This is a genomic window from Streptomyces sp. NPDC001903, assembly GCF_042891345.1.
Taxonomy (GTDB): Bacteria; Actinomycetota; Actinomycetes; order Streptomycetales; family Streptomycetaceae; genus Streptomyces.
The window spans coordinates 1-23960 of the sequence record NZ_JBIASZ010000018.1; the positions used below are offsets into that span (position 1 = coordinate 1).

Consider the following 23960-nt stretch of genomic DNA (forward strand, 5'->3'; position numbering starts at 1 on the left):
GACTACATGAACTCCCGCTACGGCAGCCCCGTCGGCGCCTGGAACTTCTGGCAGACCCACCACTGGTACTAAGCCACCAGTGACCGCCTGACGGCCTGACGGCCTGACTGCCTGACTGCCTGACCGCTTGACGGCGGACGGCAGACACGCGAAAACGCCCGCCCGGGACCTCCCGGACCGGGCGTTTCGCGTTTCCCGCCCGGGCCCGACCGGCCTCCCGGTCAGGCGACCAGCCGCAGCCAGGCCGCCGCGAGTGCGGCGTGACCGGCCGGGGTCGGGTGGACACCGTCGGCGGCCCAGTGTTCCGGCCCGGTCCTCTCGGCGAGCCCGGCGAACATGGCGTCGGCATCGAGCAGCTGCGCCCCGTACGTGCGGGCGAGCCTGCGGACGGCCCGGATCTTCGGGTCCAGGTCGGCACGCCACTCCTCGCGCTCCTTCTCCCCGATGAGCACACCGCCGCCGCCGGCTTCGACGACGCCGTGGATCGGCAGCAGGAACGGCTCGATGAGGATCAGCTTCGTGCCCGCCTCGGCGAGGGGCGCGAGCAGGCGGTCGTAGCCCGCCTCGAACTCGGCCGCGGGGATCACGTGCCCCTCCGGGTCGATCGTGTGCCAGCCCATGTCGTTGACCCCGACGAGGATCGACACCACATCCGGACGCGCGTCGAGCACGTCCGTGCGCCAGCGCGCTTCGAGGTCCCTCACCTTGTTGCCGCCGATCCCGGTGTTCAGCCAGGTCACGGGCCGGTCGGGGTGCCGCAGTCCCCACTCGCCCGCGATGCGCAGCGGATAGCCGAACCCGAGGCCGTCCTCGCTCTCCAGCCGTCGGCAGTCGGTGATCGAATCGCCGGTGAACATCACGGTGCTTCCCGGCCGGACAGTGATCGTCATGTGCGCTCCCAGAATCCCGGACCCGGCCGGGCGGGCACCCGGCCGGCCCTGGAAACCTGCCACCCCCGGCCGACACCGCACCGACACCCCCCGACACGCCACCGACGCCACCGCACCGGCCGCCGGGTGTCGCCGACCGGTCCCGGCGAGTGGCGGATTGTCTGATTTTCGCCCCTGATTCGGGGAACACGGCGTCCCCCGGCCCCAGTTCACTGATGGGAACGGGGGCGGGCTCATGCGGTGCGCCTCCGCGTGTCAGGTCATAGGCGAGGAGAACAGCTGTGCGTGTACTTTTCACCGGTCCGGCTGCAGCCGGTCATCTCTTTCCGATGATTCCGACTGCGCAGGCTTTGCGTGCTGCTGGTCATGAGGTGTTGTTCGCCGGTTCGCAGCCGTTGGACCGGCTTCGGGAGGCGGGATTCGCGATCGTCGAGATCGGCGACGGCCGCACGATCCGGGAGGCGATGGAGGAGTCCTCCGACGAGGAGATGCGCTACGTCGCCCCCGACATGACCCAGGAGCAGATCCTGGACCGGGCCGCCCGCGGCTTCGCGCTCATTTCGCGGCCCACGGTGGACGGCCTGTTGGAGGTCGCCGGCAACTGGGGCGCGGACCTGCTGGTCTACGACTCCTTCCAGGCCTCCGCCCCGCTGGTCGCGGCGAAGCTGAAGATTCCGTCGGTGATCCAGAACTTCGGCCCCACCCCCGGCCTGGACATGGTCGGCCGGCTCGCCGCGAACTTCACCGAGGCGTACGAGACCCACGGGGTTTCCGGCCCCGCCGAGCCCACCGCGCTGAACATCGTCCCCGCCTCGCTCGGCGGCGACCCGGGCGGCCTGCGGATGCGCTACCTCCCGTACAACGGCGGCGGTACGATCCCCGCCGCCCTGCTCGGCCGCGGCACCCGCCCCCGCGTCACCATCACCTTGGGCACCGTGCTCACCGAGCTGGACGGGGTCCGTGCCATCGTCCGCCTGATCGAGGCCGCCGCCTCGGTGGACGCCGAGTTCCTGCTCGCCGTCGGCGACGCGGACCTCACCGCGCTCGGCACCCTCCCGGACAACGTCCGCCCGCTGCCCTGGGTCCCGCTCGCCGAGCTGCTGACCACCTCCGACGCGCTGATCCACCACGGCGGCTCCGGCACCCTGCTCACCGCCCTGCAGGCGGGGCTGCCCCAGCTCCTGCTGCCCCAGGGGGCGGACCACTTCACCAACGCCGACGCCCTCACCGCGACCGGCGCGGCCCTGCGCTCCGCCTCCGACGACGTGGACGCCGCGCTCCTGACCCGCCTGGTCACCGACCCGGCCCTGCGCGAGGCGGCCGTCCGTCTGCAGGCGGAGAACGCCGCCCTGCCGTCTCCCGCCGAAACCGTCCCCGCCCTGGAAGCCCTGGCCGCCTCGTAGCCCGTACGGCCCACCCCACGAAGGGGGTGTGCGCCGGGCGTGTGTTCGTACGCGCACGCCCGGCGCACACCACCGGCCGGCCGCGGACGCCGCTCGCGGCCCCGCCGCCGCAGGCCGCCGGCGTCAAGGGTGATTGTCACTCTATTCCTGCCTATGGATGGCTTGCGTAGGTTCAGCGATCTTCGCGTGCTTATGCTTCACGCGCTATGACGCAAAGTCAGAACTCCCGCGCCTTACGGGAATCAGCAGACGTGGTCGTCCTCGGTGCCGGTCCGGCCGGGCTCGTGCTCGCGATCCTGCTGCACGCAGCCGGGATCGACTGCGTCCTCCTCGAACGCGCCTCCCGCACCCACGTCCAGACCCGGGCCCGCGCCGGGTTCCTCGCCCCGAACACCGTACGGATCCTGGACCGCCACGGCCTCTCCGACGGACTGCACCGCGACGGCCACCGCCACGGCACGTGCGAGTTCCGCACGCAGGACGGCCGGTTCCGGCTCGACTACGGAGCCCTCGGCCAGGGCGGCGGGCACCACGTGTACCCGCAGCAGAACCTGGTCACCGACCTCCTGACGCACTACCTCGGCCTCGGCGGACGCATCCGCTTCCACACCGAGGCGCTCGCCGTGCACGAGGCCGACGGCACCCGGCCGTACGTCTCGACGCGCGGGCCCGACGGCCGGCCCGCACGGTGGACCGCCCGCTACGTCGCCGGCTGCGACGGGCGGCACGGGGCGGCCCGCCGCTCCCTGCCGGCCTCCGCCGTCCGCCACCACCACGACCACGGCGTGACCTGGCTCGGCCTGCTCGCCGAGGCCCCGCCGAGCCTCGACGCCGTCGGCTACGCCCTCCACGACCGCGGCTTCGCCGGACACATGGCCCGCACCCCGGACGTCACCCGCTACTACCTCCAGTGGCAGCGCGGCGCCCCCGCCGACGCCTGGAACGAGCAGCGGATCTGGGACGAGCTGGACCTCCGGATGCGCGCCGCGGACCACGGCCCGCTCCACCGGGGCAGGTTCCTGGAGCGCGGGATCTTCGACCTCACCTGCGACGTGATCGAACCGCTGCGCCACGGCTCGCTCCTCCTGGCGGGCGACGCGGCGAGCCTGCTCGCCCCGGCCGCCGCGAAGGGCGCCAACCTCGCGGTCCTGGAGGCCGAGCTCCTGGCCGCGGCCCTGACCGACGCCCTCGCCCGCGGCGACACCGCGGGACTCGACGGGTACTCGGAGCAGTGCCTGGCGCACATCTGGCGGGCGCAGGAGTTCACCGGGTGGATGACCCGGCTGCTGCACGCGGATACCGACCCGGACCGCCCGGGTGCCGGATCGTTCTTCCACGCCGGTCTGCGCCGCTCCCGGCTCGCCTCGCTGCGCACCTCGCGCACCCACCAGGACTGGTTCGCCGAGAACTACGTCGGCGTGTGACCGCCGCTGCACCCGTCCCCGCCCATCCGCACCCCTCCCCACCGTCTCCGCGCACCTCCCCGCGTCTGCGCTCCTCTCCACTCCCGCCACCCCGCTTCGCCCTGCCCTGCCCAGCCCCGTACCGGCCCGAGGACACCCCCACGATGACGACGACGCTCCCCGACGAAACGATGCTCCTGGACGACACGGCCTGCCTGCGCGCGGCGGCCGAGTTCGTCCGCGAGCACGACAGCGCCGCCCTGCTGCCCCTCCTCCTGCCCGGCCTCGGCGGACCGGACCTGCGGGCGCTGGCCGGACACTGCCGGTTCGCCCACGCGGGGCTGCTGCTCTTCCCGCCGGACGCGGACAGCCTGCGGGCCCAGTTCACCGACTGCGGGCTGGCCGCGGACACCCCCTCCCACCCCAGCGTGGTGGTGCGGGAACGTCTCGCCAGGCGCCACCGGCGTGATCCGGCCGAGCTCGACGTCCGCATCCTGCGCCCGCAGGTGCCCGGCCGCGCCGGGGACCGCCGCGCGGTCGAGGTCTTCGCCCTGACCGTGCCCCCGCACTCCGGCCTGGAGCGGATCGCCGCGTACGAACGCACCCGCCGCCACGAGGCCCACCTCGCCTTCGAGATCGACGACTCGGACCCGCTGGCGCTGCGCGGCCTGTGCGCGATCCTCGTCCGCCACGGCGCACGCCCCGACGGCGGCGGATACAACCCGCACGAGGACGGCACCGTCCTGTACTTCACCACCCCCGCCGATCCGGCCTGCGGCTACCGGAGGCTGGAACTCTACGTACGCGGCGACCACCGCGCCGCCCTCGCCGCGCACCTGGACGACTCCGCCGAAGACCACCGCCGCGGCGCACGGCAGCCCGCCGAATCGCTCCTGCACCTGTTCACCGGTGCCTGGACCACACAGGCACTGGCCGCCTTCGCCCGGCTGTGCCTGCCCGACGCGATGGACACCCGCACCGCGCACCGCACCGAGGACCTCGCCCGGCTGACCGGCACCCACCCCCGGGGCCTCGCCACGCTCCTGCGCTACCTGGCCATGCTCGGAGCCGTCACCCGGGACCACGAGGAGGAAGGATTCCGCCTGACCGAACTCGGCGCCCTGCTGCGCTCGGACGCGCCCGGGTCGATGCGGCCGCTGGCCCTGATGTACGGCGGCCCGTTCTACCGCTCCTTCGGCGACCTCGACCACGCCGTACGGACCGGACAGCCGGCCTTCGACCGCCTCTTCGGCGAGAACCACTTCGACCACTTCGCCCGCGACCCCGAACTCGCCGCCCTCTTCGACCGGTCCATGGCCGCGAGCTCCCGCATGTTCGAGCCGCTCCCCGACCACCCGGTGGTCACCGCCGCGGCCCAGGCACCCGCCCCCGCGACCGTCGTCGACGTGGCCGGCGGGAACGGGGAGCTCCTCGGCCGCATCCTCACCGCCCACCCCCGCCTGCGCGGCGTCCTCCTCGAACGCCCGCACGCCGTCGAGGCCGCCCGCCGCCTGCTCGACGCCGCGGGCTGCGGCGCGCGCTGCGACTACCGGGCCGGCGACTTCGCCGACGTGCCGCCCGGCGGCGACGTGTACGTCCTCTCCCGGGTCCTGCACGACTGGGACGACGCCCGCTGCCGCGAGATCCTGCGCCACTGCGCCCGGGCCATGCCCGCCCACGCGGACCTGCTCATCGTGGAGCGGCTCCTGCCGGCCGACGGCTCCCCCTCGCTGGCCACCGCCTGGGACCTGCACATGCTGTGCAACGTCGGCGGCCGCGAACGCCGCGCCGAGCACTACGCGCGCCTGCTCGCCGACGCCGGCCTCCAGCTCGTCGGCCACACCCCCCTCCCCCTGGACGCGCACGTACTGCACGCCCGCCGGGCCGCCGTCCCGGACCCCGCGACCGCGCGCGGCTGAGCCCGGGTCCCGGCCGGGAGGCGGACGTGGGGAACGCCGTCAGGGAACCGTCTCGGCCGCTCACGCGGAACCGTCCCCGGTGCTCACGCGGAACCGTCCCGGCCGGGGCCCGGATCCGGGACCTCGGGCCTGCCGGGGAGGAAGGCGGCCGCCACGGCCGCCGTGAACATCACGGCGGCGCCCACGAAGAACGCGGCCGAGACGGCGGTGCTGACCGAGGCCTTGAGCGCCGGGACCAGGTCGGCGGGGATCCCCGCCGGCAGGCGGGCCCCCTGCTGCGTCGCCGCCACCGCTTTCCCGATGGACCGCTCGACCCGGTCGAAGTCCTCGGACGGGACACGGCCGTCCCGCCCGAGGATCCGGCCCAGGTGTGCGCCCTGGAGATGCGACACGATCGCGCCCATCACCGCCAGACCCAGCGCCGCGCTGATCTCCCGGCCGGTCTGCAACACCCCCGCCGCGTTGCCGCGCATCCCCTTCGAGGTCACGTTGAGCGCGGTGACCCACGCCGGGCTGACGCAGAGCCCCATGCCGATGCCCATCAGGCAGTAGAAGGGGACCAGCCAGCCGTAGGACCCCCGGTGCAGCTCCACCGCCGCACAGAGCAGGGCCGCCACGCACAGGGCCGTGCCGGCCGCCAGGGGAACGCGCGGTCCCAGGCGGTCGTAGAGCCTTCCGCCCAGCGGCGCGCACACGACGGTGGGCAGGGTGAGCGGCAGGACGGCGAGACCGGCCACGAAGGGGGACATGCCCACGACGTCCTGGAGCCAGATGACACCGAACACCGCGAATCCCACGAACGCGAAGCGCACCGTCGAGATGACCGCCGCCCCCACCGCGAACTCCCTCTTCGCGAACAGCTCGAAGTGCATGAGCGGATCCGGCTGCCGCCGTTCGCGCACCACCAGGAGCGTCATCAGCACGGCTCCGGTGGCGAGCAGGGAGACGACGGCGGGCGAGGACCATCCCCAGGAGCGCGCCTGCATGAGGGGGAGGACCAGGCACACCAGTCCGCCGATCAGCAGGGGTGCGCTCGACCAGTCGACCCGCTCCCGCGGTGGCGGCTTGCCCGTGAGCAGAAGGTGCGCGAGGACCAGTGCGCCGATGCCCAGCGGCGGGTTGACGAAGAAGATCGCGCGCCAGGAGAACACGGTCGTCAACACGCCGCCGATCAGCGGGGCCGTGCCGTACAGCAGGGTGGAGACGCTGGAGGAGATGCCCATCGCCTGACCGCGCTCCCGGCGTCCGAATTCCTTGATGATGAGCACCTGGGAGGCGGGCCGCAGGACCGCCGCACCGGCTCCCTGCGCCGCGCGCGCGGCGATCAGCCAGGTCTCGGACTGGGCCAGACCCGCCGCGGTCGAGGCCACGACGAACAGGAGGGTGCCGAAGCGGAAGGCGCGCTCGTACCCGAAGACGTCGCCGATGCGCCCGCCGATCGGGCTCATGCAGGCGAAACTGAGCAGGTACGCGTTGATGATCCACTGCAGTCCGGTGGTCGAGGCGCCCAGACTCCGCTGGATGGTGGGAAGGGCGATCAGGACCACCAGCGCGTCGATGGCGATCATCGACGAGGCGCAGGTCATCACACCCAGCACCCACCAACGGTGACGCTCGCCCACGAATCGCTGCCGCCGCGTCACGCATGCCCTTCCGGTGGAGCCGAGTCCCCCTTCGCCCTTCTTACACGGTTTTGCCGCCGCTCTTCCGTATCCGTGCAGGACACCCCGCAACGTGGTGCCCGCGGTGGCTTCGGCGGCATCGACGCCGTACGGGCCGGGCTCGGCGTCCCGAAGCTCCCGGCGGTCCGCCTGCGACGGCGACCGGGCCGTACGCGACCTCAGGTCGGCTTCCGCCTCCCCCCACCCCCCGGCCCGCCGATCCGGCCGGCCCGAGGCCTTCCGCGCCCGCCCTACTGGGGCTTCGGGCCCTTCATCAGCTTGCTGAGCTGTTCCAGCTGGCCTTCCTTCATGCCCCGGACGTAGTCCCAGCCGTTGTGGTCGCCGCCCTGGATCTCGTGGATCGAGACCTTGATGGGGCCCTTGCCGAACTGCTGCTGGAACTTCTCCATCCGGTCGCGGCCGCCCTCCTTGGTGCCGTACTGGAAGAGGACGTCCACCTCGGGGCCCTTGTTGGCGATCAGCTTCGGGGCGATCTTCTCGGGGTTGTTCGCGTCCATCTCCGCCTGGTGGCCCTTCCAGAGCGGGGAGTCCGGGACGATCTCGCCGCCGTTGGCGATGACGGCCCGGAAGCGGTCCGGCTTCTGCAGGAGCTGCTTGAGGCCGACGAAGGCGCCGGAGGAGTTGCCCATGAAGGCCCAGCCGTCGCGGGACTTGTAGGTACGGAAGTTGGCCTGGGCGAGGTCGGGCACGTCCTCGCCGATCCAGGTGCCCATCTTGGCCTGGCCGGGGATGTCGGAGCCGTCGTAGTAGTACTTGGCGTCCGGGTTGAGGATCGGCATGACCAGGATGAACGGGAGGCTCTTGCCGGCCGCGGCGCCCTCGGAGATGGCCGCCTGGAGGCCCAGCTTCGGCATGGTCGCCCAGTAGTTGTCGGCGTTCCCGTTGCCCCCGGGCAGCGCGATCATGACCGGGAACGCGCTCTTCGCGTACTCCGGGCGGTCGTACTCCTTGGGCGTCCACACCCAGACGCTGCCCTCGAAACCGGACTTGGCGCCCTTCACCTTGGCCTTGGATATGCGGGTGCCGTCGTCCAGCTTGACCGTCTGCTTGAACTCGGTGAACGGGCCGGCGGGGAGGGACACGTCCGGGTCGGCGCTCGGCGCGGAGGCCTGCTTCCCGCCGCCGGCCCCCGCGCCCTTGCCGTCGTCCGCTCCGGCGGAGGGCTTCGCGTAGCTGACGGACTCCCCGTTCCCGTCGAACCAGTCCGTCTTCCAGTAGATCAACCCGGCGCCGGCGCCGGCGAGCAGGGCCACCGCCACCGCGGAGCCGATCCACGCCTTCCTACGGGATTGCCGGTGCTGTCGCGGCTGCGGCTGCGGCTGCGGGTACTCGTGCACGAACGTCGCTCCGAACAATTGCGGCTGCCCTCGGAAGGGCAGAGCGGGTGGGCCTTCCTCTTCCTGGATGCGTTTTTCGACCCTGGGGTTGCAAAAACATGCAAAAAATGTCGTTTATGTTTCAAATGAGGCGAGTGGCGCTCGGCGCGGAGATCGGGGAGGCTCGCGGGCATGGTCTCAGTGGTGCAGAACGTGGCGGTCGACTGTGCGGATGCCTATGAGCTGGCCCGGTTCTGGGCCGGCGTGACGGGCCGTCCGCTGGATCCCGGCGCCCGCCCGGGCGACCGGGAGACCCAGGTGCCGCTGGCGGAGGGCCCGGTGCTGTACTTCAACCAGGTGTCCGAGGCCAAGGTGGTCAAGAACCGGATCCACCTGTGCCTGCGCCCCGAGACCTCGCGCGATCAGGAGGTCGACCGGCTGCTGGGCCTCGGCGCCGCCTTCGTCGCCGACCACCGCAATCCCGACGGCTCCGGCTGGGCGGTCCTCGCCGACCCCGAAGGCAACGAGTTCTGCGTCCTGCGCAGCGCGTCCGACCGGGCGGCCGGGGGCTCCTGACCCGTCCGCGCCCCCTGCCGGCGAGGCGGACCGGACCGAGCGGTTCCGGACAGCTTTCGCGCACCCTGCGTCATGTTCCGGCCGACGATCGCGGGGGCGGGGGGTGGCAGTGCCGGGTGTTGGCGAAATGCGGCCCATGTGATGCCTGGCTGGTAATCGCCCCATCTGCCCCCTTCGACTCCCTTTGCGGGACGGGTGGGCCGATCCCTACGCTACGGTAACTTCGCTGTCTGTAACGGGGATGTCCCATGGAGAACGCGAAGCATGAACACCAGCACACCGAATCGCCACAGCCGCTTAGAGGCCCTGGGGGCCCACGTCCCCCAGACCGTGATGACCACCCGGGAGCTCACCGAGGGGATACCCGCCGTCCGTGACGCGGACCTCCAGCGGATCACCGGAGTCGCCGAGCGCCGGGTGTACGACCCGGATCCGGCCGCCGCCGAGAACTCCTACGCGATGGCCCTGTCCGCCGCCCGGGACTGCCTCGCCGCCTCCCGCTACGAAGCCGCCGACCTCGACGTCGTCATATCGGCCTCGATCACCCGCTTCACGGACGGCGGCCGCTTCACCTTCGAACCGTCCTTCGCCGCGCTGCTCGCCCGCGAGCTCGGCGCGCCACGGGCCATCCACTTCGACGTGTCCAACGCCTGCGCCGGCATGATGACCGGCGTCCACCTGCTCGACCGCATGATCCGCTCCGGAGCGGTGCGCAACGGCCTGGTCGTCAGCGGCGAGCAGGCCACCGCGGTCGCCGAGACGGCGGCCCGCGAGGTCACCGACTCCTACGACCCGCAGTTCGCCTCGCTCTCCGTCGGCGACTCGGCGGCCGCCGTCGTCCTGGACGCCTCCACCGACGAGGCCGACCGGATCCACTACGTGGAACTGATGACCTGCTCCGAGTACGCGCACCTGTGCATGGGAATGCCGAGCGACCGCAGCCGGGGGATCGCCCTCTACACGGACAACAAGAAGATGCACAACCGCGACCGGCTCAAACTCTGGCCCCGGTTCCACCGGGACCTCCTGGCCAAGCAGGGCCGGGAGTTCACCGACGAGGCGTTCGACTACGTCATCCAGCACCAGGTCGGCACCCGGTTCATCGACTACGTGAACCAGACCGCCGAAGCCGAGTTCGAGGCCCCCATGCCCACCTCCCTCGCGGTCGTCGAGAAGTACGGCAACACCGCCACCACCGCGCACTTCCTGACCCTGCGTGAGCACCTGCGGGCCGGCACCGCCCGCCCCGGATCCCGGTTCCTCATGGTCCCCGCCGCCTCCGGCGTGGTGACCGGCGCCCTGTCGGCCACGATCACGAACATGGGGGTCTGAACCATGGGAATGGTCATCGCCGCGGCCCGCACCGCCACGCACCAGGGCACCGGACCCGCCCGCGCCGTCGAACTCGCCGCCCGCGCCGCCCGCGCCTGCCTGTCGGGGGCGCAGGTCTCCCCGTCATCCGTCGGCGTCCTCATCAACGTCGGCGTCTACCGGGAGGCCAACACCTTCGAACCGGCCCTCGCGGCCCTGGTCCAGAAGGAGGTCGGCATCAACCTGGACTACATCGCCGACCCGGCCCCCGCCGCCGGCTTCTCCTTCGACCTCATGAACGGGGCCTGCGGCGTCCTCAACGCCGTACAGGTCGCCCAGAGCCTCCTCGACACCGGCAGCGCCGATCGCGTCCTGATCACCGCCGCCGACGTGCACCCCGGCGGCGACGCCCGCCGCGACCCCCACTACCCGTACGCGGACCTGGCCGGCGCCCTCCTCCTGCAGCGCAGCGCCGACCCCGGCGCCGGGTTCGGCCCGGTGTCCGTGTACGCGGGCGACGGGCCCACCGACACCGAGGGCTACCTCGACACCGCGGCCATGGGCAGCGACGGCCGCTCCCGGATCACTGTCCGCCGTACGGAGGGACACGGCGCGCGGCGCAGCGCACACGCCGCCGCCTGCACCGCCGCGTACGTCCGCGAGCACGGCCTCGACGCGGACCGCACCCTCGTGGTCGGCCCGCGCGCCGCGCACGACAACGTCGTCGCGGGCGAGCCGCACACCGCGGCGCCGATCCTCGGCTACCTCCGGGCCCTCGCCGCCCCGCGCCCCAAGGACCGCGACCGGCTCCTCCTCGTCACCGCCGGCGCCGGCCCCAGCGCCGCCTGCGCCGCCTACCGGCCCGAAGGCTGGTGACGCGGCGCCATGACCACGAGCACCGTTCCCCCTTCCGCGACCGCCGCCGGCCTGGCCGACCGCCTGGCGCGCAACGCCGCCGCCTTCCCGCACAAGCCGGCCGTCATCCACCCCGGTGGCCGGGGGCCCGGCGGCCGCCCGCGCTACCACGAGGTCACCTACGGGGAGTTGCAGGACACGGTCGAGGAGATCGCCCACGGACTCGCCCGCGCCGGGATCACCCGCGGGACCAAGACCGTACTGGTGGCACCGCCCGGCCCGGAACTCTTCGCCCTCGCCTTCGCGCTCTTCCGGCTCGGCGCCGTCCCCGTCGTCGTCGACCCGGGCATGGGCGTGCGCCGGATGCTCCACTGCTACCGCGCCGTCGGCGCCGAGGCGTTCATCGGACCGCCCCTCGCCCACCTCGTACGGGTCCTCGGCCGGCGCACCTTCGGCCGCGTACGCATCCCCGTCACCCTGGGCCGCCGCCGGCTCCGGGGCGGCCACACCCTCGCCGCCCTGCGCACCGCCGGCGGACCGAGGACACCGGCCGCCGACGTGGGCGGCGACGACCTCCTGATGATCGGGTTCACCACCGGAAGCACCGGACCCGCCAAGGGAGTCGAGTACACCCACCGCATGGCGCTCTCCATCGCCCGCCAGATCGAGGCCGCCCACGGCCGCACCCGCGACGACACGTCACTGGTGACCCTGCCCTTCTACGGCATCCTCGACCTCGTCTACGGCTCCACCACCGTCCTGGCCCCGCTCGCCCCGGCCAAGGTGGCCCAGGCCGACCCGGCCCTGCTCGTGGACGCGCTGGAACGATTCGGCGCGACCACCATGTTCGCCTCGCCCGCCCTCCTGCGGAACCTCGCCGACCACCTCACCACGCTGGGCCGCACCCTGCCCGACCTGCGCTGCGTCGTCTCCGGCGGCGCGCCCGTCCCCGACTCCGTCGTATCCGCCCTGCGCACCGTCCTCGACGAGAAGGCCTCCGTCCACGTCACCTACGGGGCCACCGAGGTCCTGCCGATCACCTCGATCGAATCCGCGGAGGTCCTCGGCGAGACCTCCGCGGGCAGCGCCCGCGGAGCCGGCACCTGCATCGGCCGCCCCGTCCCCGGCACCCGCGTCCGCATCGTCCCCGTCACCGACGGCCCGCGCGCCCGCCTGTACGCCGACACCGCCCTGCCCGCCGGCGGCGTCGGCGAGATACTCGTCGAGGGCGAGTCCGTCAGCCCCCGCTACCACGACGCGCCCCGCACCGACGCCCTGCACAAGGTGTACGAGACCCGGCCCGACGGCACCGCGCTCACCTGGCACCGCACCGGCGACCTCGGATACCTCGACGACCGCGGCCGGCTCTGGTTCTGCGGCCGCACCTCCCAACGGGTGCGCGCCGCCGGCCGGGACCTGCACACGGTGCGCTGCGAGGGCGTCTTCAACGCCCATCCGCTGGTGCGCCGCACCGCCCTCGTCGGCATAGGCGCGGCCGGCGCCCAGCGCCCCGTCGTCTGCGTGGAGACCGCCGTCCCGGCCGGCAGCCCCGCCTGGCGGGAGCTGGTCGCCGAACTGCGCGCCCTCGCCGCCGAACACGCACCCACCCGGGGGCTGGAGGAGTTCCTGCACCACCCCGCCTTCCCCGTCGACATCCGCCACAACGCCAAGATCGGCCGCGAGCAGCTGGCCCGCTGGGCCGAACGCCGCCTCGCCCCGCCCCCGCCCTCCTTCTCCCGGGCCCGCGCGGCCCGCCTCGTACCGCTCGCCGGCTGGGCGTACCTCCTCGGCGGCGCCCTGTGGGCGGCCGTCGCGGAGGTCCCCGACCTGCCCGTGCTGCGCTGGCTCTGGTGGGCCGACGCCTTCCTGAGCCTCCCGGTGCACGCGGCGCAGATCCCCCTCGCCCTGCCCCGGGGCAGGGCCGCGGGCCACGGCGCCGCGGCCACCGCCGCACGGACCATGCTCTACGGCGCGACCTGGTGGCGGGCCCTGTGAACATCCTGATCACCGGGGCCACCGGCTTCCTCGGCGGCCACCTCGCCGAGGCCTGCCTGCGCGACGGCCACCGGGTCCGCGCCCTGGTGCGGCCGGGCAGCGACACCGCCCGCCTGAGCGCCCTGGGACCGGGCATCGACCTCGTCCCCGGCGACCTCGCCGACACCGCCTCGCTGGCCCGCGCGGCCATCGGCTGCGACACCGTGCTGCACAGCGCCGCCCGCGTCGTCGACCACGGCAGCCGCGCCCAGTTCGAGGAGGCCAACGTCACCGGCACGCAGCGGCTGCTGGCGGCGGCCCGCGCGGCCGGCGCCACCCGCTTCGTCTTCGTCGGCAGCCCGAGCGCGCTGATGCACCTGCGCGAGGGCGACCGGCTCGGGATCGACGAGAGCACCCCCTACCCCGCCCGGTTCTTCAACCACTACTGCGCGACGAAGGCCGCCGCCGAGCAGTACGTACTGGCCGCGAACGCACCGGACTTCACCACCTGCGCACTGCGCCCGCGCGGCATCTGGGGCCCGCGCGACCACGCCGGCTTCCTGCCCCGCATGATCGCCTCGATGCGGGCGGGCCGGCTGCCGGACCTGTCCGGCGGCAAACGGGTACGGGTCTCGCTGTGCCACGTCGACAACGCCGTCGACGCCTGCCTGCGCGCGGCCGCGGTCCCCGCCGAACGCATCGGCGGCAAGGCGTACTTCATCGCCGACCGCGAGGAAACGGACCTCTGGGCCTTCCTCGCCGGCGTGGGCGCCCTCCTCGGCTGCCCCCCGCCGCACCCCCGCATCCCGATCACGGCCACCCGGGCCCTGTCCAGGGCCGTGGAGACGGCATGGCTCCTGCGCCCCTCGGCCGCCACGGGCCCGCCGCTGAGCCGCTACACGACGGCCCTCCTCACCCGCTCCACCACCTACGACACGGGCGCCGCCCGCCGCGACCTCGGCTACGACCCGCCGCGCACCCGGGAGGACGGCGTGAGCGGGCTGCTCCGCTGGATCCACGCCAACGGCGGCGTCGAGGCCTGGACGCAGCCGGGCCGCACCCGCCCCGACCAAGGAAGCACGCGCCGATGACACCCCCTCGGCCGGCCGCCTACCGGCGCCCGGTATCACCCACGGAACACCTCTACCTGGCCGCCGGGCACGCACGCGGCGCGATGGCCCTGCGCATCGTCGTCGAAGGGCGCACCGCTCCCGGACCGGCCGCCCTGCGGGCCGCGGTCGCCCGGGCCGCCGAGACCTGCCCGGGCTCCCGCCTGGTACGGCGCGGGCCCGTCTGGACGGCCGCCGGCCCGCTGCCCGAGATCCGGTACGCGGCTCCCGCCGCCGGCGGCATCGACGTGTCGGACCCGGCCACGGCGGCGCTCCTCACCGGCGGCTCGCACCGCAACGACCCGCCCGGCTGCGAGGTCCTGGTCATCCCCGGCGCCCCCGCGGACACCGCGACGCTGGTGTTCAGCGCCCCGCACGCCCTGATGGACGGTCACGGCGCCCTGACCTGGGTACGGGAGGTCTTCCGGGCCCTGCGCGGGGAGCCCGGCCGCCCCGCCCTCGCCCCGGACACCGATCGCGGCCTGCTGCGCCGCCTGGGCGCCACCGCCCGGCGCCCGTCCCTCACCCCCGACCGCCCGTCCCCGCTGGGCCCCCCGGCCCCGGGCCCCGAACGGACCCTCTGGCTCCGCCGAACCCTCCCCACCCGCCACCCGGCCCTCACGGCGCGCCTGGCCCAGGCCCTGGCGGACAGCGCGGCGCCGGCCGGCGCCGCGACGGGCCGCGGCGGCACCCGGGTCATGATCCCGGTCGACCTGCGGCGCCACCGTCCCGGCATCGCCTCGACCGGCAACCTCACCCTGCCGCTCTTCCTGGACCTGAGCCCCGGACAGGAGTGGACGGCGGCACACGGCACCCTGCTCCGGTCCCTCGCCGAGAACCGGGAGCTCGCCGAGGGCTTCGAATCGGCGCTCCTCCCGCTGCCGCCGGCGGCGGGCCGGCTGCTCCTGCGGGCGGCCCAGGCCGCCACCGTACGGGCCGACCGCCACCTCGCGTCGGCTGTCATCTCCCACCTGGGGCGCCTGGATCCGGCCGAGTTCTCCGGCGGGGGCTTCACCGCGAGGACCCTGTACGCGCTGCCGGTCCACGCCCCGCTGGTCCCCGTCTCGATGGTCGCCACCGAGACGGACACCGCCACGGAGCTCACGCTGGGCGTCCGCGGGGGCCCCGGCCTGGCCGAACGCGCCGCCCGCCTCCTGGACGAGGTCCTGACCCGCCTCCCGGCCCCCGATCGGGCCCCGGCCGCCCCGGCCCCACCGCCCGCGCCCGCGCCAATGCCCGCGCCAATGCCCGCGCCAATGCCCGCGCCCGCGCCAATGCCCGCGCCGGTGCCGGTGCCCGCGCCCGTGCCGCGGTCCCGGCCGGAGCCCTCCGCCACCGTCGTGGAACTGCTGCGCGCGCAGGCCGCCCGTACGCCCGGGGCGCCCGCGCTCGACGGGCCCGCCGGGGTGGTCACGTACGCCGAACTGGACCGCCGCTCCGACGCCGTGGCCGCCGCGCTGCTGGGCCGCGGCATCGGACGCGAGGACCTCGTCGCCCTGGTCGTCGACCGCACCCCGGCCGGGATCTGCGCCCTGTGGGGGATCCTCAAGGCGGGTGCCGCCTACGTGCCGCTGGACCCCGCCCACCCCGCCGCGCGGACCGCGGAGATCCTCCGCTCCTGCGCCGTCCGGCTCTGCCTGACCCAGCGCCACCTCGCCGGGCCCCTCGCCGCGCTCGCTCCCTGCCCGCTCCTGCTCGCCGAGGACCTCGTCACCGCCGCGGCGCCCCTGCCCGTACCCCCGGCGCCCGCGCCCGAGGACCTCGCGTACGTCATCCACACCTCCGGCTCCACCGGCCGTCCCAAGGGCGTGCAGATCGAACACCGAGCCCTCGCGGGCTTCGTCCACTGGATGACGGAGGTCTGCCGCGTGGACGCCCGGACCCGCTTCGGCTTCGCCTCCTCCTACGGCTTCGACATCTCCTGCTTCCCCCTCTTCCTCGCCCTCCCGGCCGGCGGCACGGTCGTCCTCGCGCCCGACGCCCCCTCGCGCGCCGGCCTGCGCCGGCTCGTCACCGACCACCGCGCCGACACCCTCGCCCTCACCCCCTCCCACCTGCCCCTCCTGCCCGACCAGGGCGACGTGCGCACCCTGCTGCTCGGCGGCGAACCGCTGACCCCGGCCGCCGTCCGCACCGCCCGTACCGCCTTCGGCCGCGACTGCCGCATCATCAACGGCTACGGCCCCACCGAGGCGACCGTCGCCTGCCTCGCCCACGTCGTGGACGACGCGCGGCCCACCGCCGGCGCCACCCTCCCCATCGGCACCCCCGGCCCCCACGCCCGCGTCGACCTCGTCGCCGAGGACGGCGAGCGCATCGGCACCGGGGCCGAGGACAGCGGCCGTACGGGGGAGATCGTCGTCAGCGGCCCCCAGGTGGCCCGCGGCTACCTCGGCCCGCCGGACGGCCGCCCCTCCCCGTTCACCGAGCACCCGGACGGCACCCGCAGCTACCGCACGGGCGACCTCGGCCGGCGACTGCCCGGCGGGGCCGTCGAGTTCGCCGGGCGCATCGACGGCCGGCTCAAGATCGCCGGGCACCGCATCGAGCCCGCGGAGATCGTCGCCGCGCTCGAGTCCCGGCCCGAGGTGAGCCGCGCCGTCGTCGCCGTCCGCCGCCGCCCGCACACCGGCGCGCCGGTCCTGTGCGCGTACGTCGTCCCCCGCCCGGGCGGCCCCGGCGGCGACCCGGAACTCCCCGCCGCCCTCCGCTCCGCGCTCACCGCGCTGCTGCCCGCCGCCATGGTCCCGGCCCACGTCATCGCGGTGGACGCCATCCCCAGCACGGTCGCCGGCAAGGCCGACCCGGACGCCCTGCCCGACCCCTTCGGCGCCACCCGCGACGCGGCGGAACCGGCCGCCGCCACCACCCTGTTGGCGCGGGTGGCCGCCCACTGGTCCGCCATCCTCGCCGTCGAGCCCGGCCGGCTGACCGCGGAGTCCGACTTCCAGGCCCTGGGCGGGGACTCCCTCGCCCTGGTGGAGATGCTCACCGCCGTCTCCGAAGACCTCCTGGAACCCGCCCAGGGCCGCCGCTTCATGGCCGGCCTCGACCGCCTGGTGGGGAACCTGACGCTCGCGCAGGTCTGCGCCCACCTGGCCGCCGCCCGAGAGGAACTCCCCGCATGATCTTCGTCGGAGACGGCGCACTCCTGCGCCGGGCCGTCGCGCACGCCGCGGCGCAGGGCCACCCCGTGGACCTCGTCTGCTCCGCGGACCCGCAGGACGCGACGGGCGCCGCCCCGCACCTGCGCCTCCCCGCCCCCGCCGACATCAACGCCCATGCCGACGCCCTGGCGCGCACCTGCACCGACGGCATCGTCTGGTCCCTCAACAACCGCCGCATCTTCCGCACGCCGCTCCTCTCCCGGGGCCTGCGCATCCTCAACGTCCACAACGGCCTGCTGCCCCGCCACCGCGGACTGCCCTCCGTGGCCGTCCTCTTCGCCCTGCTGAACGCGGAGCACGAGTACGGCGCCACCCTGCACGAGGTCGACGCGGGCATCGACACCGGCCGAGTCCTGGCCGTACGCCGGTTCCCGATCGCCCCCGACGCCCGCCACTTCCAGGTGATGCTCCACGGCGTCCGCGCCTGCCAGGCCCTGTTCGAGGAAACCCTGCCGGCGGTCGCCGCGGGCGCCCCCCTCCCGCCACCGCCCGCCCCCGCGGGCCCGTCGGCGTACCACGGCACCCGCACCCTGGCCCGCCTGGCGGCCCTCCGCGACCACCCGGCCTACGCCCGCGCCACGGACCTCGGCCCCTTCGCCGCGCACGCCCCCGAACTGGCCGCGGCGACAGCCCCGCAGACGCCCTGAGGTGTCGGGCGCCGCGTGCGAGGACCCCGCCGTCCGCATATATCGATGGCCGATATATCCTCGCGGGCATGACGAAACGATCACCGTCTCTGACGGAGTCGCAGTACTTCATTTTGGCGGCCCTCCAGGACGGCCCCCTGCACGGCTACGGCATCATCAAGGCCGCCGGTCAGACCACGGAGGGACGGGTCAAGCTCGCCGTCGGCACCCTCTACGGCGCACTGGACCGGATGGAACGGTCCGGGTGGGTCGCGGCCGATCACGAGGAGATCGTCGACGGCCGGGCACGGCGCTACTACCGGCTCACCGAGGACGGCGACGGCGTCCTGCGGCAGGAAGCCCTGCGCATGCAGCGGGCGGCGGCCGTCGTCATCGGCCGTCCCACCTTCAGGGCGGTGCAGGCATGAACCGCATCCTGCTCGCCGCCTACCCCAAGGAGTACCGGACCCGGCAGGGGCAGGAGGTGCTGGGCTGCCTGGCCGAGGCCTACCCGGGCCGCTCCTGGCCGCCGCCGCGGGAAATCGCCGCACTGCTGAGCGCAGGAGTCCAGGCCCGTGCCCGCGCCGCCTGCGAGGACACGTCCCGGCCGTGGTGGCTGGACGGCTTCCACCTCACCGCCCTCGTCCTCGCCGCCCTGGCGCTGGTGCCGTACCTGCAGGACGTGTGGCACTGGGCCCTGAACTTCGAGCCCGGCGGCCACACCGTCGGCTTCGAGGACCCGGGCTGGTTCCCCTGGACCCGGGGTCCCGGAACCCGGACGCGGTTCCTGCCCTACGGCCTGCTCCCGCTGATCTGCCTGGTCGCCCTGGTGCGCGGCAAGCGGTGGATCGCCCTGCCGGCCTCGGCGGCGATGCCCGTGGTCGGCTCCGGGATCGCCGGCACGACCTTCTTCGGTGACGAAGGCGTGGTGGGCGTCGGCTACTACGGGCTGGGCGCCCCGCTGCGCGCCCACGACCTGGTGCTCTCGGGGACCCTGTTCCTCACCTGCGCGGTACTGGCGGCCTACCGCCCGGGCACGCTGCGGCGCCGCTCGTACGGCTGGCTCGTCCCGGTGGCGGCCGCCCTGTTCGTGGCCGGCGCCCTGCACGTCACCTCGGGTGATCCGAACTTCCAGCGGGTCCAGTTCGCCGTCGAGGTCGCCGCGCTGGCCGCCGCGTGGGTGGTGACGGCGGCCACCGGCGACCACCGGTGGCTCGTCCCGGTCGTCGCGTACACGATCGTCCGCGGCGCGACGATCGTCAGCCGGCCGGACGACCTCGTGGGATCCCTGCCGGGCCACGTCGTCCTGCTCTGCCTGATCGTGCCGATCCCCCTCCTGGCCCTCACCGCGCAACGCCGCCAGAGCCGCGCCGCCTGAGCCGCCGCCCCGACCTCCCGAACAGCAGACGCCCGGCCGGGGAAGGAGTTCCCTGGCCGGGCGTCGGGGGTTCAGTCGGTCGTGCCGGCTACCAGAGGGGAACCGGCAGCGGGGCGGTGGTCAGGGCGGGTACGGTCCAGCGCTGCGCGTCGGAGGTGTTGCAGTCCCAGAGCTGGAGCTGGACACCGGGCGTGGTGTTCGCGTGATCCAGGTCGAGGCACCGGCCCGAGTAGGGGTTGAACATCCGTCCGTCGGCGAGGGGGAGGAACTGCTGGTTCCCCTGGCCGAGGCAAGGCCACAGCTGGATCCGGGTGCCCGCCGCCGTGGCGGCCTGGGTGGCGTCGAGGCACTTGCCCTGGACTCGGACGCTTCCGTCGGCCCTGATCTCGTACTTCTGGTTCTCGCCACCGTGGCAGCCCCAGATCTGGATCTTGCCACCGTCGATGGTGCGGCCGAAGTCGTTGTCGACGCAGTTCGCCGGTGAGGAGGTCAGCGAGATGGGGCCGGACGCGCCGGGGACGGTGAGGTCCGCGGCGTACGGGTAGACGGCGAGGTTGCTGACGCCGCCGATGAAGCCGCCGAAGTAGTCGGGCTGCCCGTTGGCCTTGAACCTGCCGGAGACGAGCCCGCCGCTGGGGGCCGGGCTGGTGGCCGCACTGTGGATTCCGGACCGCGCGAGCGCCCCGTTCACGTACAGGCTCATCAGCCCGGTGTCGGCGTTGTAGACGGCGGTCAGGTTGGTCCACACGTCGGGGACGAACGGCACGTCAGCGGCCCAGTCGGCGTAGTCGTACGCGTAGCCGTCCGTGTCGCCCCGGGACATGCCGAAGGACCAGTGGTTGTAGTAGGCGTCCGCGTAGAGCATGAAGGCGCTGCTGCGCGTGTTGTCCTGAGTGGCGACCATCCCTCCCTTGGGGCCGACCTTGGCCCAGGTGCTGATGGTGAAGCTCTTGCGGGTGTCGATCACCGGGCCGCTCGTGGCCAACGACGACTGGGTGCCGTTGAACGCCGCGTACGGGGTGCTGCGTCCGCCGATGGTGGCCGACGGCCAGGTGATGCCCGACACGGTCGCCGGGTGGTTGCCGACGGCGCTCGGGGTGGTGTTGCCGCTCTGGCCGGTCAGCTTCCACTGGGCCGTCGGCGAGTTGAGGTTGCCGAAGAAGGCGGGGGTCTGGCTGATGCCGGTGACGTCGAGCGGGCTCGCGGTGCCGGTGCCGGCGAGGATCGCCAGCTGGCGGTTGGTGTTGGAGACCCACAGGTCGGGCAGCTTGTCGCCGGTGACGTCGCCGACGGAGCCGATGGACGGGTAGACGGCCTGGCCGAGGCCGGAGGCGATCTTCACCCGGCCGGCCGCGTTGCCCCAGGTGGCGGGGTCGAGCCTGCCGTTGGCGCCCTTGCTTCCGTACGCGCGGAACAGATCACCGCCGGCGTTGTCGCGCATCCACAGGTCGGCGAGGCCGTCACCGTTGAGGTCGCCGGGGGCCACGACGGTGAACTTGTCCCAGTCGCCGTTGCCCACCAGCACCGGGGGCTTCTCGATGCTGTCGAGGGTGTGACCGGCGCGGTTGCCGTAGTACGCCCACAGCTGCTTGCCCTGCTTGACCAGCAGGTCGGGCACACCGTCACCGTCGATGTCACCGCCGGCGGTGATCTGTTCGGCGTTGTACCAGTGGTCGTCGCCGTTCCAGTCGTCGCCGTAGTCGCAGCCCGCGTCGGGGTCCTTGACGGGGCAGGAGACCGACAGGGCGATGGGGCTGTTGTCGATGACGCCCCGTCCGCTGTTCGGGTAGACCAGCAGCTTGTTCTTCTTGTCCGCCTCGTTGTACTGGAGGGCGATCAGGTCGTTGTACCCGTCGGTGCCCCAGTCGCCGCTCGGCTGGATCTGGGCGCCCTGGAAGGTGCGCCCGCCGTTGGTGGCGGCGGAGAACTTGCCGTTGCCCTGGCCCGCGTACGTGAGGAGCGAGCCCTGGCTGTCGACGGTCCAGATGTCCGGGTTGCCGTCACCGTTCAGGTCGCCGGACCCGTCCCGCTGCGTGGAACGGTTCGCGTAGTAGAGGTAGGTGGCGGTGTCGGAGCGGTTGCCCGCCTTGTCCACGGTGTACGCGTAGACGAAGCGGGGGCCGGAGCCGGGCGGCGTGAGGCTCACGGTCCCACCGGGGGCGACGGAGCGCGGGCCCGGCTCGGAGTCCGTGTAGTAGAGGATCTCCTTGGCGTCGGCCACCCCGTTGGCGCCGAAGGTGAAGCTGCCCGGGGTGCGGGCCTTGCCGGTGGTGGCCGGCCAGCCGGCCTTGCCGTCCGGGAACTGCACGGAGCTGATCACCGGCGGCTTGCCGGGGCGGTCGCGATCGACGGAGAACTTGCAGGTGGCCGACCAGCCGGAGTACGCGTTGTCCTGGTCCTTGGCGCGGACCTTCCACGTGTAGTCGCCGGACGGCAGGCTCGCGTCGGGGACGGCCCAGGTCGCGACCTGGCCCCTGTTGGCCGGGATCGACTGGGTCGCGGTCGGGGTGCTCTGGCCGGCCTTGAAGAGCTGGAACTCGGCGGCGAGGTTGCCGCCGTCCGGGTCGTCGACCCGGCCGTAGAGGCTGACCCGCGTGTTGCCGATCGTGCCGCCCTCGGTGCACGCGGTCGACGGGTTGGTACCCAGACCGGTCGGCGTGCCGGGCGGGTTGTTGAACTCGGTCTCGACCGTCAGCGTCTTCGGGTCGAAGCGCTTCCAGCCGAAGGTGTCCGACTCGTTGCCGGCGTAGAGGCCGACGGTGACGCTGGACCAGTTGCCGGCCGCGGCCTGCCTGGCCAGACCCGTCGTGTCGAACTCCAGGTTCCCGGCGGCGCAGTCACTGCTCCAGCCCTTGGACTCGTTGACGGTCGCCAGCTTGGTGCCCTTGCCGGGCTGGTTGTTCCAGGTGGTCCCGGAGGAGATGCCCCCGTTGAGGGTCCACAGCTCGACCGGGCGCGCCTGGCAGGACCAGGACCAGGTGTTGCGCACGCGCAGGGTCGACTTGTTGACCTGCGCGCCCTTGATGTTGGACGTGTCGAACTGGAAGAAGGAGCGGGAGAGTCCGTTGGTCTGGGCCTCGTAGCCGACGCGGACGTCGTCCTTGGTGTTCCAGTACGAGGTGTTCGGGTACTTCTTGTAGACGCGGGTCCAGTTCTGCCGCTCACCCCACGCCCACGAGGGGTCGATGAAGACGGGGTACTTGGTCTGCTCCCCGGTGAGCAGCGCCTGGTCCGGCTTGATCTCCAGGGTGCCGTTGGCCACCGTCGTCGGCATCTGGGCGTCCTTCGCCCCTGCGGGCGGGGTGAACGGGTCGGAGGGCGCGGGCGTCTCCGCCGCGCTCGCACCCGCACCCGTACTCGCGCTCGCGAACTTCGACGCCGCGGCGCTCTGCGCGCCCGCGGGCGCCGCCGTCGTGGTCGAGTCCCACATCAGCGGGGACGGGCTCGTGAACACGGTCTGCCCGGCCGGGTCCACCGCCGTGAGGGAGCCGGTGGCCGCGTGGGTGCTCACGTTCAGCCCCACCGTGTCGACCTTGAACTTCAGGGCGGCGAGCTCGGGATTCTTCGCCGCGGCGGCGGTCTTGACGACCAGCAGCTGGGAGAAGCCCTCGATCTCGGCCTTCACCTGGAGGTCCACATCGGGAAGCACGTTGGCGTACGTCGCCACGTTCGCCGCCAGCGTCGGCTTCGGCAGCGCCTTCGGCCAGGACAGGGACAGCGTCCGGCCGTCCTTCACGCCCGTCAGCAGCGGACCGCTGCCGCCGCCCGAGAAGGACACCGACACGGTGGCCGCCTTCGAGACGACCATCCCGTCGCTCCCGAACACCAGCGTGGGATCCGTCGCCACCCACGCCCCGCCGCGCAGCACCCGCACGGGGGTCCCGTAGCGCTTGACCGACCACTTGCCGGCCGGCGTCGCCCAGGTGTCCGAGGACTCCGTCCTGGCCGAAACCAGCTCGTACGGCTGCCCGGTCTCCTTCGCCTTCTGCAGAGCGAAGTCCTCTTCGCTCAATGAACCGTCCGCGACCGGATCCGCCGATGCCGCAACGGCGGCGGACGACGGCAGGGCGACTATCGCGGAGGCCGTCATTCCGATTGTCAGGATGACGGGTATTGCCCGTCTGTGCCATATGTTCTGCACTTTATTTCCCCTCCCTAATGAGCGGTGTGACTATACCTGGCGCACGTCCTCCACGGGGGCGTGCGCCAGGTGGAGCGATGCTGTGCGGAAGTGACTTCGAGGCCTTCCGGGGTATTGCGGCCTTCTCCCTTTCCGTTCATTAATCCTGCTGATTTCCTGAGGTCAGAGCTCTACGGTGAATCTTTCGCCGCTCTCCGTCGCGCGCCGGAC

16 protein-coding genes are annotated in these 23960 nt (G+C 73.4%); 12 read left to right on the forward strand and 4 right to left on the reverse strand.

Annotated elements, in window-relative coordinates:
* Positions 1-221 precede the first annotated feature (221 nt).
* Complete coding sequence (locus tag ACFYZS_RS31480) at positions 222-890, reverse strand: SGNH/GDSL hydrolase family protein (RefSeq protein ID WP_389019947.1); 669 nt, start codon at positions 888-890, stop codon at positions 222-224.
* A gap of 329 nt (positions 891-1219) precedes the next feature.
* Here ACFYZS_RS31480 and ACFYZS_RS31485 point away from each other — a divergent pair, with 329 nt between their 5' ends.
* The 3 genes from ACFYZS_RS31485 (at position 1220) to ACFYZS_RS31495 (ending at position 5615) form a co-directional block, all read left to right on the forward strand.
* Entirely contained in the window at positions 1220-2293 is a 1074-nt protein-coding gene (locus ACFYZS_RS31485; protein WP_389019950.1) for a nucleotide disphospho-sugar-binding domain-containing protein, read from the forward strand.
* Between the two features lie 206 nt (positions 2294-2499).
* Positions 2500-3717 carry a 4-hydroxybenzoate 3-monooxygenase gene (locus ACFYZS_RS31490; RefSeq protein WP_389019952.1) on the forward strand — a complete coding sequence of 406 codons (1218 nt, stop codon included), beginning with the start codon at positions 2500-2502 and terminating at the stop codon, positions 3715-3717.
* Positions 3718-3860: 143 nt separating this feature from the next.
* Entirely contained in the window at positions 3861-5615 is a 1755-nt protein-coding gene (locus ACFYZS_RS31495; protein ID WP_389019955.1) for a methyltransferase, read from the forward strand.
* An 83-nt stretch (positions 5616-5698) separates the two neighbouring features.
* Here ACFYZS_RS31495 and ACFYZS_RS31500 read toward each other — a convergent pair whose 3' ends face one another.
* Positions 5699-7213, reverse strand: a complete 1515-nt coding sequence (locus ACFYZS_RS31500) for an MFS transporter (protein ID WP_389019958.1) — start codon at positions 7211-7213, stop codon at positions 5699-5701.
* A gap of 314 nt (positions 7214-7527) precedes the next feature.
* Positions 7528-8634: an alpha/beta hydrolase gene (locus ACFYZS_RS31505; protein ID WP_389019961.1), complete on the reverse strand. Its 1107-nt coding sequence runs from the start codon at positions 8632-8634 to the stop codon at positions 7528-7530.
* 171 nt (positions 8635-8805) lie between these two features.
* Here ACFYZS_RS31505 and ACFYZS_RS31510 point away from each other — a divergent pair, with 171 nt between their 5' ends.
* The 9 genes from ACFYZS_RS31510 to ACFYZS_RS31550 all read left to right on the forward strand — a co-directional run bounded on the left by ACFYZS_RS31510 (position 8806) and on the right by ACFYZS_RS31550 (position 19609).
* Positions 8806-9189, forward strand: coding sequence for a VOC family protein (locus ACFYZS_RS31510; RefSeq protein ID WP_389019963.1), 384 nt, complete (start codon positions 8806-8808; stop codon positions 9187-9189).
* Between the two features lie 264 nt (positions 9190-9453).
* Positions 9454-10521, forward strand: a complete 1068-nt coding sequence (locus tag ACFYZS_RS31515; protein ID WP_389019966.1) for a 3-oxoacyl-ACP synthase III family protein — start codon at positions 9454-9456, stop codon at positions 10519-10521.
* A 3-nt stretch (positions 10522-10524) separates the two neighbouring features.
* Positions 10525-11376, forward strand: coding sequence for a hypothetical protein (locus tag ACFYZS_RS31520; protein ID WP_389019969.1), 852 nt, complete (start codon positions 10525-10527; stop codon positions 11374-11376).
* Positions 11377-11385: 9 nt separating this feature from the next.
* The gene (locus ACFYZS_RS31525) at positions 11386-13350 is read left to right on the forward strand and encodes a fatty acid CoA ligase family protein (protein ID WP_389019977.1); all 1965 of its coding nucleotides are present in this window, start codon (positions 11386-11388) and stop codon (positions 13348-13350) included.
* Positions 13347-14420 carry an NAD-dependent epimerase/dehydratase family protein gene (locus ACFYZS_RS31530; protein ID WP_389019980.1) on the forward strand — a complete coding sequence of 358 codons (1074 nt, stop codon included), beginning with the start codon at positions 13347-13349 and terminating at the stop codon, positions 14418-14420. The genes ACFYZS_RS31525 and ACFYZS_RS31530 overlap by 4 nt, the downstream gene beginning before the upstream one ends.
* Positions 14417-17566 carry an amino acid adenylation domain-containing protein gene (locus ACFYZS_RS31535; protein ID WP_389019983.1) on the forward strand — a complete coding sequence of 1050 codons (3150 nt, stop codon included), beginning with the start codon at positions 14417-14419 and terminating at the stop codon, positions 17564-17566. The genes ACFYZS_RS31530 and ACFYZS_RS31535 overlap by 4 nt, the downstream gene beginning before the upstream one ends.
* Positions 17563-18252 carry a formyltransferase family protein gene (locus ACFYZS_RS31540; protein ID WP_389019986.1) on the forward strand — a complete coding sequence of 230 codons (690 nt, stop codon included), beginning with the start codon at positions 17563-17565 and terminating at the stop codon, positions 18250-18252. The genes ACFYZS_RS31535 and ACFYZS_RS31540 overlap by 4 nt, the downstream gene beginning before the upstream one ends.
* A 68-nt stretch (positions 18253-18320) precedes the next feature.
* Positions 18321-18659, forward strand: coding sequence for a PadR family transcriptional regulator (locus ACFYZS_RS31545; protein ID WP_389019989.1), 339 nt, complete (start codon positions 18321-18323; stop codon positions 18657-18659).
* A complete protein-coding gene (locus tag ACFYZS_RS31550; protein WP_389019992.1) occupies positions 18656-19609 on the forward strand; it encodes a hypothetical protein in 954 nt (317 codons plus the stop codon). The genes ACFYZS_RS31545 and ACFYZS_RS31550 overlap by 4 nt, the downstream gene beginning before the upstream one ends.
* Positions 19610-19697: 88 nt before the next feature.
* On the opposite strand, the gene ACFYZS_RS31555 is transcribed toward ACFYZS_RS31550, so the two are convergent.
* A complete protein-coding gene (locus ACFYZS_RS31555) occupies positions 19698-23621 on the reverse strand; it encodes a ricin-type beta-trefoil lectin domain protein (protein WP_389019995.1) in 3924 nt (1307 codons plus the stop codon).
* Between the last annotated feature and the right edge of the window lie 339 nt (positions 23622-23960).